The 11,442-nt window shown below is 71.4% G+C and carries 9 protein-coding genes and 1 riboswitch; of the genes, 8 read left to right on the forward strand and 1 reads right to left on the reverse strand.

Annotated elements, in window-relative coordinates; all coding sequences use genetic code 11:
- The 6 genes from DQW06_RS13290 to DQW06_RS13315 form a co-directional block, all read left to right on the forward strand.
- On the forward strand, positions 1 to 605 hold a 605-nt coding region (locus tag DQW06_RS13290), incomplete at its 5' end, for an MFS transporter (RefSeq protein WP_117198555.1).
- A 101-nt stretch (positions 606 to 706) separates the two neighbouring features.
- Positions 707 to 2,413, forward strand: coding sequence for a thiamine pyrophosphate-binding protein (locus DQW06_RS13295; protein WP_013155122.1), 1,707 nt, complete (start codon positions 707 to 709; stop codon positions 2,411 to 2,413).
- Positions 2,414 to 2,436: 23 nt separating this feature from the next.
- Entirely contained in the window at positions 2,437 to 3,666 is a 1,230-nt protein-coding gene (frc, locus tag DQW06_RS13300) for a formyl-CoA transferase (RefSeq protein ID WP_013155123.1), read from the forward strand.
- Between the two features lie 4 nt (positions 3,667 to 3,670).
- Positions 3,671 to 5,830: an acetate--CoA ligase family protein gene (locus tag DQW06_RS13305; protein ID WP_071622788.1), complete on the forward strand. Its 2,160-nt coding sequence runs from the start codon at positions 3,671 to 3,673 to the stop codon at positions 5,828 to 5,830.
- Between the two features lie 236 nt (positions 5,831 to 6,066).
- Positions 6,067 to 7,665 (forward strand): Nramp family divalent metal transporter, encoded by a 1,599-nt coding sequence (locus DQW06_RS13310; protein WP_013155125.1) that lies wholly within the window; start codon positions 6,067 to 6,069, stop codon positions 7,663 to 7,665.
- On the forward strand, positions 7,665 to 8,225 hold the full coding sequence (locus DQW06_RS13315; protein WP_013155126.1) for a hypothetical protein: 561 nt from the start codon (positions 7,665 to 7,667) through the stop codon (positions 8,223 to 8,225). The genes DQW06_RS13310 and DQW06_RS13315 overlap by 1 nt, the downstream gene beginning before the upstream one ends.
- A 210-nt stretch (positions 8,226 to 8,435) precedes the next feature.
- On the opposite strand, the gene DQW06_RS13320 is transcribed toward DQW06_RS13315, so the two are convergent.
- The gene (locus DQW06_RS13320; RefSeq protein ID WP_013155127.1) at positions 8,436 to 8,750 is read right to left on the reverse strand and encodes a multidrug efflux SMR transporter; all 315 of its coding nucleotides are present in this window, start codon (positions 8,748 to 8,750) and stop codon (positions 8,436 to 8,438) included.
- 36 nt (positions 8,751 to 8,786) lie between these two features.
- A riboswitch (guanidine-III (ykkC-III) riboswitch) is annotated at positions 8,787 to 8,853 on the reverse strand.
- Positions 8,854 to 9,265: 412 nt separating this feature from the next.
- On the opposite strand from DQW06_RS13320, the gene DQW06_RS13325 reads away from it, so the two are divergent.
- Both DQW06_RS13325 and DQW06_RS13330 read left to right on the forward strand, forming a co-directional pair.
- Positions 9,266 to 9,664 carry a DUF485 domain-containing protein gene (locus DQW06_RS13325; protein WP_013155128.1) on the forward strand — a complete coding sequence of 133 codons (399 nt, stop codon included), beginning with the start codon at positions 9,266 to 9,268 and terminating at the stop codon, positions 9,662 to 9,664.
- Positions 9,661 to 11,346 carry a cation acetate symporter gene (locus DQW06_RS13330; RefSeq protein ID WP_117198556.1) on the forward strand — a complete coding sequence of 562 codons (1,686 nt, stop codon included), beginning with the start codon at positions 9,661 to 9,663 and terminating at the stop codon, positions 11,344 to 11,346. Before DQW06_RS13325 ends, DQW06_RS13330 begins: the two co-directional genes overlap by 4 nt.
- The last annotated feature ends 96 nt before the right edge of the window (positions 11,347 to 11,442 follow it).

Consider the following 11,442-nt stretch of genomic DNA (forward strand, 5'->3'; position numbering starts at 1 on the left):
TTCACGCGGTGGTCGCGCTGTCCGGAGCGAGCGCGCTGTCCACCCTCGCCGCGCTGCCCGTCCTCCTGGCGGACGGCGGCCACCCGGGCTCGGCGGCCGCCCCGGCCGTGACGGCCTTCGCCGCGGGCAGCGGCCTGGGACGGCTGGCCGCGGGCACCGCGGCCGAGCGGGCCGGCCGCAGGCGCACCCTCACCGCGCTACTGGGGGCGGGGGCGCTCGCCCAGGCGGGACTGGCCGCCGCCGTCCCGGCCGGGCAGAGCGCCGCGCTGGTGCTCCTCGCGCTGACGGCGGGCGCGTGCACCGGTTCGTGCTACCCGCTGACCCGGGCGATCACCGAGGGCCACTTCGGGCCGCGTTGGACGGCCGACATCCACGGCCTGGTCTACAGCTCCAAGGCGGTCGGCGGCCTGCTCGGCGTCGGCGGGACCGCGCTGTTCCTGGCCCTGGCGCCGACCTCCGCGTGGCCCGCGGGCCTGGCCGCGTCCGGCGTGCTCTGCGGCGCGGCGGCCGTTCTGTCGGCCCTGCTCAGGCGCCCGCTTCCGATCCGGACCACACCCGCCCCACACGGGGTCTGGACAGCGACGCGGCACCGTGCTCCAATGTGATGCACACGGTATACAGTATCCCGCCTACAGAAGACGGTCGCACCACACAAGCCACCGCAGGACACATCCCGCACACCCGCACGAAAGGGGTCGGCGTACCGATGGCCGACAAGGCAACCAGCGAGTCCACCAGCAGCGAGAAGACCACGATCTCCGGCGGCCACCTGGTCGCCAAGGCCCTCAAGGCCGAGGGGATCGACGTCATCTTCACGCTCTGCGGCGGACACATCATCGACATCTACGACGGATGCGCGGACGAGGGCATCGACGTGGTCGACGTGCGGCACGAGCAGGTCGCCGCGCACGCCGCCGACGGCTACGCCCGCGTCACCGGCAAGCCCGGGTGCGCCGTCGTGACCGCCGGACCGGGGACCACCGACGCGGTCACCGGCATCGCCAACGCCTACCGCGCGGAGAGCCCGATGCTGGTCATCGGCGGCCAGGGCGCCCTGAGCCAGCACAAGATGGGCTCGCTCCAGGACCTGCCGCACGTGGACATGATCAACCCGATCTCCAAGTTCGCCGCCACCGTGCCCCACACCGAGCGGGTCGCCGACCTGGTCTCGATGGCCTTCCGCGAGGCCAACAGCGGCGCCCCCGGCCCGGCCTTCCTGGAGATCCCCCGGGACGTCCTGGACGCCGAGGTGCCCGTGGAGCGGGCCCGCGTCCCCGCCAAGGGCCGCTACCGCGCCTCCACCCGGCAGGCGGGCGACCCCGCCGCGATCGAGCGGCTCGCCGACCTGATCGTGCGCTCCGAGAAGCCCAGCATCCTGCTCGGCAACCAGGTGTGGACCACCCGGGCCACGCAGTCCGCCACCGACCTGGTGCGCGCGCTCAACATCCCCGCCTACATGAACGGCGCGGGCCGGGGCACCCTGCCGCCCGGGGACCCGCACCACTTCCAGCTCTCCCGGCGCTACGCCTTCACCAACTCCGACCTGATCATCATCGTCGGCACCCCCTTCGACTTCCGGATGGGCTACGGCAAGCGCCTCTCGCCCACCGCCACGGTGGTGCAGATCGACCTCAACTACGCCACCGTCGGCAAGAACCGCGACGTGGACCTGGGGCTGGTCGGGGACGCCGACGTGATCCTGTCCTCGGTGCTCCAGGCGACCTCGGGCTACGGGGACAACGGCGCCCAGAGCCGCAAGACCTGGCTGGAGGAGCTGCGCACCCAGGAGCAGGCCGCGCTGGACAAGCGGGCGCACCTGCTCACCTCCGACTCCACGCCCATCCACCCCTACCGGCTGGTCAGCGAGATCAACCAGTTCCTCACCGAGGACTCCATCTACGTCGGCGACGGCGGCGACATCGTCACCTTCTCCGGCCAGGTGGTCCAGCCCAAGTCGCCGGGCCACTGGATGGACCCCGGGCCCCTCGGCACGCTGGGCGTGGGCGTCCCGTTCGTGATGGCGGCCAAGTACGCCCGCCCGGACAAGGAGGTGGTGGCCCTCTTCGGCGACGGCGCGTTCAGCCTGACCGGCTGGGACTTCGAGACCCTGGTCCGGTTCGACCTGCCCTTCGTCGGCATCGTGGGCAACAACTCCTCGATGAACCAGATCCGCTACGGCCAGATCGCCAAGTACGGCGCGGACCGGGGCGAGATCGGCAACACCCTGGGCGACGTCAACTACGCCGAGTTCGCCCGGATGCTGGGCGGCCACGGCGAGGAGGTCCGGGACCCGGCCGACATCGCCCCGGCGCTGCGCCGCGCCCGCGAGTCCGGCAAGCCCTCGCTGATCAACGTCTGGATCGACCCCGAGGTCTACGCCCCGGGAACGATGAACCAGACCATGTACAAGTAGCCCTGACCAGGAAGGAGAGAGTCATGGGCAAGGCACTCGACGGGGTCCGCGTCCTGGACATGACCCACGTCCAGTCGGGCCCGTCGGCGACGCAGATACTCGCCTGGATGGGCGCCGACGTGGTCAAGGTGGAGGCGGTCACGGGTGACATCACCCGGCGCCAGCTCCGGGACAAGCCCGGTGTGGACAGCCTCTACTTCACGATGCTCAACTCCAACAAGCGCAGCGTCACCCTCAACACCAAGAGCCCCAGGGGCAAGGAGATCTTCCTGGACCTGGTGCGCCGCAGCGACGTGCTGGTGGAGAACTTCGCCCCCGGCGCGCTGGACCGCATGGGCTTCACCTGGGAGGTGCTCGCCGAGGCCAACCCGCGGCTGGTCTACGCCTCCATCAAGGGGTTCGGCCCCGGCGCCTACGCCGACTTCAAGGCCTACGAGGTGATCGCCCAGGCGATGGGCGGCTCCATGAGCACCACCGGGTTCGAGGACGGCCCGCCGCTGGCGACGGGCGCCCAGATCGGTGACTCGGGCACAGGGATGCATACAGTAGCCGGTATCCTCGCCGCGCTGTACCAGCGCACCACCACCGGCCGGGGCCAGCGCGTCCAGGTCGCCATGCAGGACGCGGTGCTCAACCTGTGCCGGGTCAAGCTGCGCGACCAGCAGCGCCTGGCGCACGGGCCGCTGGCGGAGTACCCCAACGACGACTTCGGCGACGAGGTCCCCCGCTCCGGCAACGCCTCCGGCGGCGGCCAGCCCGGCTGGGCCGTGCGCACCTCCCCCGGCGGCCCCAACGACTACGTGTACGTCATCGTCCAGCCCACCGGCTGGGAGCCCATCACGCGGCTCATCGGCCGCCCCGAACTGGCCGAGGACCCCGAGTGGGCCACCCCCGAGGCCCGGCTGGACAAGCTCGACAAGATGTTCGCCCTCATCGAGGAGTGGGCCAGCCAGCTCCCCAAGTGGGACGTGCTGGCCGCGCTGAACGCGCACAACATCCCCTGCGGGCCGATCATGTCCACCCGCGAGATCATCGACGACCCCACCCTGCGGGCCAACGGGGTCGTCACCACCGTCGAGCACCCCGAGCGGGGCTCCTACGACACGGTCTCCTCGCCGATCCGGCTCTCGGACTCACCGGTGGACGTCGTCCGCTCCCCGCTGCTCGGCGAGCACAACGCCGAGGTCTACGGCGGCGAGCTGGGGCTGTCCGACGAGGACCTGGCCGAACTCGCATCGAACGGAGTGATCTGAACACATGGCCGCCTACACCCCCGACCGCCCCGACCACGACCGCGCCGCGGTCCGCGAGGTGCTCGACCGCGCCAGGGCCGAGGGCAGGACCGCCCTGACCGCCCCCGAGGGCCGCGTCCTGGCCGACGCCTACGGCATCCCCGTCCCGGGCGAGGCCCTGGCGCACTCCGCCGAGGAGGCCGCCGAACTCGCCGGTGAGCTTGGCCTGCCGGTCGTGGCCAAGATCGTCTCCCCCGACATCCTGCACAAGACCGACGCGGGCGGCGTCGAGGTCGGCCTGGACAGCGCCGAGAAGGTCGCCGAGGCCTACCACCGCATCACCGCCAACGCCCTGGCCCACAGCCCGGGGGCGCGCATCGACGGGGTCCAGATCCAGCAGCAGGTCGGCGGCGGGCCGGAGGTCGAGGTCCTCGTCGGCGCGACCACCGACCCCACCTTCGGCAAGATCGTGGTCTTCGGGCTGGGCGGCGTCCTGGTCGAGGTGCTGCGCGACGTCACCTTCCGGATGGCCCCGGTCTCCCGCGAGGAGGCGCTGACCCAGATCGACGACATCCGCGCGGCCGAGGTCCTGCGCGGCGTGCGCGGCCGCCCCGCCGTGGACCGGGAGCGGCTGGCCGACGTGGTCAGCAGGCTGTCGGACCTGGTCACCGACTTCCCCGAGATCGCCGAGGCCGACCTCAACCCGGTCTTCGCCGGACCGGCCTCCGCCGTGGCCGCGGACCTGCGCTTCGTCCTGGACTTCGCGCCGCCCGAGCCGCCCGCGCGGTTCGAACGCGACGAGATCCTCGCCGCGATGAACCGGGTCTTCAAGCCGCGGTCGATCGCGATCGTCGGCGCCTCCAACGAGCCCGGCAAGATCGGCCACTCCGTCATCAAGAACATCGTCGACGGCGGGTACGCGGGCGAGGTCTACCCGGTCAACCCCAAGTCCCCCGAGGTGTACGGCCGCACGGCCTACGCCAGCGTCCTCGACATCCCCGGCGAGGTCGACGTGGCGGTCTTCGCGATCCCCGCCAAGTTCGTGGCGGGCGCGCTGGAGGAGGTCGGCACGAAGGGGGCCGCCGCGGCGGTCCTCATCCCCTCCGGGTTCGCCGAGACCGGCGAGCAGGAGCTCCAGGACGAGGTGCTCGCCGTCGCCCGCAGGCACGGCGTGCGCCTGCTCGGCCCCAACATCTACGGCTACTACTACACGCCCGAGAAGCTGTCGGCGACCTTCTGCACCCCCTACGACGTCAGCGGAGGCACCGCCCTGACCTCGCAGTCGGGCGGGATCGGCATGGCCATCCTCGGCTACAGCCGCAGCACGAGCACCGGCGTCTCGGCCATCGTCGGCGTCGGCAACAAGGCCGACATCGACGAGGACGACCTGCTCACCTTCTTCGGCCAGGACGAGAACACCAACGCCGTCGCCATGCACCTGGAGGACCTCAAGGACGGCCGCGCCTTCGTCGAGGCCGCCCGCGAGGTCGTGCCGCACAAGCCCGTCATCGTGCTCAAGGCCGGGCGCACCGACGCCGGGGCGCGCGCGGCCGGGTCGCACACCGGCGCGCTGGCGGGCGACGACAAGGTCTACGACGACATCCTGCGCCAGGCGGGCGTGGTCCGGGCCCCCGGGCTCAACGAGCTGCTGGAGTTCGGCCGCGCGCTGCCGGTCCTGCCCACCCCCAAGGGCGAGAACGTCGTCATCATCACCGGCGCGGGCGGATCGGGCGTGCTGCTCTCCGACGCGGTGGTGGACAACGGGATGAGCCTCTACGAGATCCCGCCGGACCTGGACGCCTCGTTCCGGGCCTTCATCCCGCCCTTCGGCGCCGCCGGGAACCCGGTGGACATCACCGGCGGCGAGCCGCCCTCCACCTACGAGGCCACGATCCGCCTGGGCCTGGAGGACGAGCGGGTGCACGCGCTCATCCTGGGCTACTGGCACACCATCATCACGCCGCCGATGGTCTTCGCGAAGGTGGTCGCCGACGTGGTGGCCGAGGCCAGGGCCAAGGGGATCGACAAGCCCGTGGTCGCCTCGCTCTCGGGTGACACCGAGGTCGAGGAGGCCTCCCGGTACCTGTTCGACCACGGCGTCGTGGCCTTCCCCTACACCACCGAGAAGCCCGTGCAGATTCTCGGCGCGAAGTATCGCTGGGCCCGCGCCGCGGGACTACTCTGACCCAGTGCCCGGTCGGTGCTCCGGCCCCGACCGGGCCCCGCAGCAACGCGCACCACCCCTGAACCCGGCGGCCACGGAGCCGCCGCCACACGGCCGCCGGGTCCCCCACCGCGCGACGCAGCCACGACGTCGCGGTGACCTCGCCCGTGCGTCCGGCAGAGAGGAGTCCGCACCATCCGGGGGCGCCATGCCAGCAAGCAGCTCGCATCCGCACAGCCCACAGGGAGTTCCCAGCCATGGATTCCTCACGCCCCGAGACCGGCGGCACGCCCGAACCGGTCCGCCAGTCCCCCACCGACGCACAGCCACCCTTCGTCCCCGCCCAGAGGCAGGCCGCTCCCCCCGAGGCCGAGGCCGCCTCCGGTACGGCCGCTCCCGGCGGCGCTCCGCCCGAGGAGCGCGTGTGGAAGGCGGGCCGGCTGGAGCCGATGCCCATCCGCCCCCTGCCCAAGGCGCCGCCCTCGATCCACATCCTGGGCCCCACCGTGTTCCTCGTCGCCCTCGGCGTGGGCATGGGCGAGTCCTACATGTGGCCGAGGCTGGTCCTCGTCTTCGGCCCCGAGATCCGCTGGCTGTTCCTGGTCGGCGTCACCCTCCAGGCCGTGGTCATGCTGGAGATGTCGCGCTACGCGATGGCCACCGGGGAGAGCATCTTCTACGGCGCCGCGCGCGTGTTCAAACCGCTCATGTGGTTCTTCTTCATCACGGCGATGCTGGTCTACATCTGGCCGGGCCACCTCTCGGCGGGCGCCTCCGCCTTCGAACGGGTGACCGGCATCCCCTGGCAGGCCACGGCGGTCGCCGGGATGCTCCTCGTCGGTGTGGTGTTCACCCTGGCGAAGGTCATCTACAACCTGCTGGAGAACGTGCTGTCGATCTGCATCGGCATGCTGGTGGTCGGCAGCGCCGTGATCGCGGCCATCGTGGGCGACCTGTCCGACCTGACCTCCACCCTCACCGGGATGTTCGCGTTCGGCTACCTGCCGGAGGAGGCCACCACGGCCCTGTGGTTCCCCGTGATCGTGGGCTCCATCGCCTTCGCCGGGCCCTCGGGCATGCAGCAGATGTGGTACACCCTGCACCTGCGCGACAAGGGCGCCGGGATGGGCTCGCACATCCCCAAGATCCGGGGCCTGCGGCACGCGGGCGAGCAGGAGGCCATGCCCACGCGCGGCTTCATGTTCGACACCTCCGACGCCTCGGAGATGGAGAAGTGGAAGGGCTGGCGGCGCTGGGTCACCTTCGACGCGATGGTCCTGTTCTGGGGCATCACGATGCTGGTGACGATCTCCTTCACCGTGCTGGCCCAGGCCTCGGCCCGCTTCGACCCGAACGTGACCGACCTGCTGCGCGACGGCGACCGCGACGCCGCCCTGGACGCCATGGCGGCCTCCTTCTCGGCGGCCGGGAGCCCGGTCCTGGGCACGGTGTTCTTCTGCTTCATCGCGCTCATCGGCCTCAACGCCACGCTGGGGCTGTTCGACTCCTTCTCGCGCGGCCAGGCCGACATGACCTTCAACTTCGTGCCGGGCGCCAAGAAGGTCGGCATGTCGAGGCTGTACGCCCTCTTCCTGTGGGGCCTGATCGCCTTCGGCATCGTCATCCTGCTCTTCGGCCCCGCCGACGGCCCGGCGGCGATCCTGGACGTGCTGGCCTTCCTGTCGGCGTTCGCGATGGGCGCCTACTGCGTGGTGCTGCTGCTGGTCAACAACCTCACCCTGCCCAAGCCGATCCGGCCGGGCATCCTCTCCAACGCCGTCATCGCCTTCGCGGCGGTGTTCTACCTCGGCGCCCTGTTCTACTCGCTGTTCGCCTTCGGGGTCGTGATCGACTGATGGGCGCTCGGGAAGTCCTCCCCACCGGGAGGCCCGTGCTCGACCACGTGGAGATCACGCTGCCGGGCGCGCTGATCGGCCTGGTGGCCGGTCTGTTCGCCACGGCCGTCGCGGTGATGGCCGGGCTGTCCCCGGTGGTCACCCTCGCCCTCGCGGCCGGACTGGGGATACCCCTGGCCCTGTTCGGCGCCGGGTACTGCGTGCTGCTGGCGCGCGGTGTCTTCCAGGTCGGCGCGGTGGCGCCCATGGCGCTGTACTGGCTGGTGGGGTTCCCCGTCTCCCGGCTGATCGACTCCTACGCCGTGGCGTGGGCGCTGGGCGACGACACCGTGCTGGGGGAGCCGCTCCTGTCCTTCCTGGCCCTGCAGGCGATGCTGAGCCTGGGGTTCACGATCGGCTTCCTGTGGCTCCACGAGCGGATCGCGCCGCACTGGCTGCTCCGCGTCCGGGGCCACAACCCCGTGGCGGCGTCCCTGGTCGAACGCTACCTGGAGCACGCCGTCCACCTCGACCGGCGGCGGGGCGGTTCCCGCCGGGGCGCCCCCCGGGCCCCGTCCTAGCCACCGCGGCCCGCCCGCTCCAGGGAATCCGCGCGGCACCGCCGCTCCCCCGTAACGGCGTAGGGGCCGGACACCGCACGGTGTCCGGCCCCCGCCGCGCGCTGGCGGGCCACGGGCGGAGCGGAGGACTCGACGCCGCCCCCGCGCCGGTCGCCCGTAGCGGCTGGGGAAGCCCTCGCCGGGGCGGGGGCGCCCGCGCAGGGACGGGTCCTAGTGCAGGAGCTTGAGCCCCACCACGCCCGCGACGATGAGCACGAGGCACAGCAGCTTGGCCCAGGTGAAGCCCTCACCGAGGAAGAACATGCCCACCAGCGCGGTGCCGACGGCACCGATGGCCACCCACACCGCGTAGCCGGTCCCGACGGGGATGGTGCGCAGGGCGTAGGCCAGACCGGCCATGCTCAGGAACAGGGTGACCCCGAAGGTCACCGACGGCCACAGTCGGGTGAAGCCCTTCGAGGCGCTGAGCGAGAGGGCCCACGCGGTCTCCAGGAACCCCGAGACCACCAGAACGATCCAGGCCATGATGCCTACCTCCGTGACGTGTGACGTGCGTCTTCCAACGCGCCGTCTTGTCGTCACCGGGTACGGCGCACCTCGTCCGGGGTATCGCGGAACGCGTCGACGCGGATGCCCGCGACGGCGGTGATGGTGCACAAGCTACAACGCCCCGAGCCGGACGGGCGTTCCGGGTCCGGTGGAGGCGTGTCCCACCGCCGGGACGGCCCCCGGCGGGGCGGAGGCCGGACGCCCCCGGGCCCTTCCCCGGGTGCCGGAGTCCCTGCGAAACGGGCTCCGCGGGCGTGTGCGCTCGGGGCCCGTGGTCTGGACCGGAGCCGTTCGGCGGCCGTTCGGCGCGTCAGACGACCGCTCACCGCGCGCTGGGCGACCGTTCGACGCTCCTCCCCCGCGTTCGGCGCGCGTGCGCACGAGCCCCCTCCTTCGCGGTAGTGCCGCTCCTTACAGTTCCCCGTAACGCAGATCACACCAGAGCGGCGCCGTCGCCGCCGGACGCACGGCAATCCCCCCGGAGGTAGAGCATGTCAACAGACCGGCCGACGAAGGACCCGGCCCCGCCGCCCGACGGCGACGGAGGCGGCGACGCGATCCCGACCGAGGCCTACGTCACCATGCACGGCGACCCGCGCTTCGTGGAGCTCAAGCGGCGGCTGTACAGGTTCGTCTTCCCGATGAGCCTCGCCTTCATGGCGTGGTACCTGCTCTACGTGCTCATGTCCGCGTTCGGCCGCGACCTCATGGGCGTCGTGCTCTTCGGCAGCGTCAACGTGGCCCTGGCCTTCGGTGTCCTCCAGTTCGTGTCGACCTTCGGGATCGCCGTCCTGTACACGAACTACGCGCGCCGCAGGCTCGACGCCCAGGCGGTCGAGCTGCGCGACGAGCTCCACTACACCGCGGCGAACAAGGAGGGCGGCCGATGAACCTCGCCCAGGAAGCTGTCGAGACGGTCAGCGACAGCAGCCGCATCATCACCATCGTCCTCTTCGTCCTCATGATCGCGGCCACGCTCGGCATCACCGTCTGGGCCGGCCGCAGCACGCGCTCCGCCACCGACTTCCATTCGGGCGGGCGCGGCTTCTCCCCGCTCCAGAACGGCCTGGCGATCGGCAGCGACTACATGTCCGCCGCGTCCTTCCTGGGCATCGCGGGCATGATCGCGCTGTTCGGCTACGACGGCTTCCTCTACTCCATCGGGTTCCTCGTCGCCTGGCTCGTCGCCCTCCTGCTGGTCGCGGAGCTGCTGCGCAACTCCGGCCGCTACACCATGGGTGACGTGCTGTCCTACCGGATGCGGCAGCGCCCGGTGCGCACCGCCGCGTCGGTCTCCACGATCGTGGTGTCGATCTTCTACCTGCTGGCGCAGATGGTCGGCGCGGGCGCGCTCATCGCCCTGCTGCTGGGCATCCAGCCCGGGCAGACCTTCATGGGCATGGACGCCGCCACCGCCAAGATCGTCGGCATCGTGGTCATCGGTCTGCTGATGACCATCTACGTGACCTTCGGCGGCATGAAGGGCACCACCTGGGTGCAGATCATCAAGGCCCTCATCCTCATGCTGGGCGCCGCCCTGCTCACCGTGCTGACCCTGTCCCTGTACGGGTTCAACCTCGGCGCGCTGATGAGCGACGCCGCCGCGGCCAGCGGCCAGGAGGGCTTCCTGGAGCCCGGCCTGCGCTACGGGGTGGAGGTCGCGGGCGACCCGCTCCAGACCCTGTGGAACAAGCTGGACCTGATCAGCCTGGGCCTGGCCCTGGTGCTGGGCACGGCCGGCCTGCCGCACATCCTCATCCGCTTCTACACCGTCCCCGACTCCCAGAGCGCCCGCAAGTCGGTCAACTGGGGCATCGGCCTCATCGGCACCTTCTACCTGATGACCCTGGTGCTCGGCTTCGGCGCGGCGGCCATCGTCGGCCACGAGGCCATCACGGCGCAGGACGCCGCGGGCAATACCGCGGCCCCGCAGCTGGCCCAGGTGGTCGGCGAGCGCATCGGCGGCGAGATGGCGGGCGCGGTCCTGCTGGCGATCATCGCCTCGGCGGCCTTCGCGGCCATCCTGTCCACGGTGGCGGGCCTGGTCATCGCCTCCTCGTCCTCCATCGCGCACGACTTCTACAACTCGGTCCTGCGCAAGGGCAGGGCCACGGGCGCCGAGGAGGTCCGGGTCGCCCGCCTGTCCGCCCTGGGCGTCGGCGTGGTCTCGATCCTGCTGGCGGTGTTCGCACAGAACCTCAACGTGGCCTTCCTGGTCTCGCTGGCGTTCGCGATGGCGGCCTCGGCGAACCTGCCGACCCTGCTGCTCAGCCTGTTCTGGAAGAGGTTCAACACCCGCGGCGCCCTCGCGGGCATCTACGGCGGCCTGATCAGCGCCGTGGGCCTGGTGTTCTTCTCGCCCGTGGTCTCCGGCAGCGAGACCGCGCTCATCCCGACCGCGGACTTCGCCTGGTTCCCGCTGCCCAACCCGGCCCTGGTGTCGGTGCCGATCAGCCTGCTGTGCGCGATCGTGGGAACCCTGTCGTCCAAGGAGCGCGACTTCGACAAGTTCGCCCAGCTCCAGGTCCGCGCCCTGACCGGCGCGGGCGCGGAGAAGGCGGCCAACCACTAGACAGTGTTTTCTCTGGGCCTCCGCTTCGCTTCGGCCCGTGTCCGGGCCCGCGCTCCGCGCGTGGGCCCGGAGGATTCCCGAACCACCTGCTCGGGG

The sequence above is a fragment of the Nocardiopsis sp. TNDT3 genome, assembly GCF_003427465.1.
GTDB lineage: Bacteria > Actinomycetota > Actinomycetes > Streptosporangiales > Streptosporangiaceae > Nocardiopsis > Nocardiopsis dassonvillei.

What these genes read in the sequence shown, in the direction of transcription:
- DQW06_RS13295 (WP_013155122.1), top strand. Translation starts at nt 707, where the DNA reads ATGGCCGACAAGGCAACCAGCGAGTCCACCAGCAGCGAGAAGACCACG.
- frc (WP_013155123.1), top strand. Translation starts at nt 2,437, where the DNA reads ATGGGCAAGGCACTCGACGGGGTCCGCGTCCTGGACATGACCCACGTC.
- DQW06_RS13305 (WP_071622788.1), top strand. Translation starts at nt 3,671, where the DNA reads ATGGCCGCCTACACCCCCGACCGCCCCGACCACGACCGCGCCGCGGTC.
- DQW06_RS13310 (WP_013155125.1), top strand. Translation starts at nt 6,067, where the DNA reads ATGGATTCCTCACGCCCCGAGACCGGCGGCACGCCCGAACCGGTCCGC.
- DQW06_RS13315 (WP_013155126.1), top strand. Translation starts at nt 7,665, where the DNA reads ATGGGCGCTCGGGAAGTCCTCCCCACCGGGAGGCCCGTGCTCGACCAC.
- DQW06_RS13320 (WP_013155127.1), bottom strand. Translation starts at nt 8,750, where the DNA reads ATGGCCTGGATCGTTCTGGTGGTCTCGGGGTTCCTGGAGACCGCGTGG.
- DQW06_RS13325 (WP_013155128.1), top strand. Translation starts at nt 9,266, where the DNA reads ATGTCAACAGACCGGCCGACGAAGGACCCGGCCCCGCCGCCCGACGGC.
- DQW06_RS13330 (WP_117198556.1), top strand. Translation starts at nt 9,661, where the DNA reads ATGAACCTCGCCCAGGAAGCTGTCGAGACGGTCAGCGACAGCAGCCGC.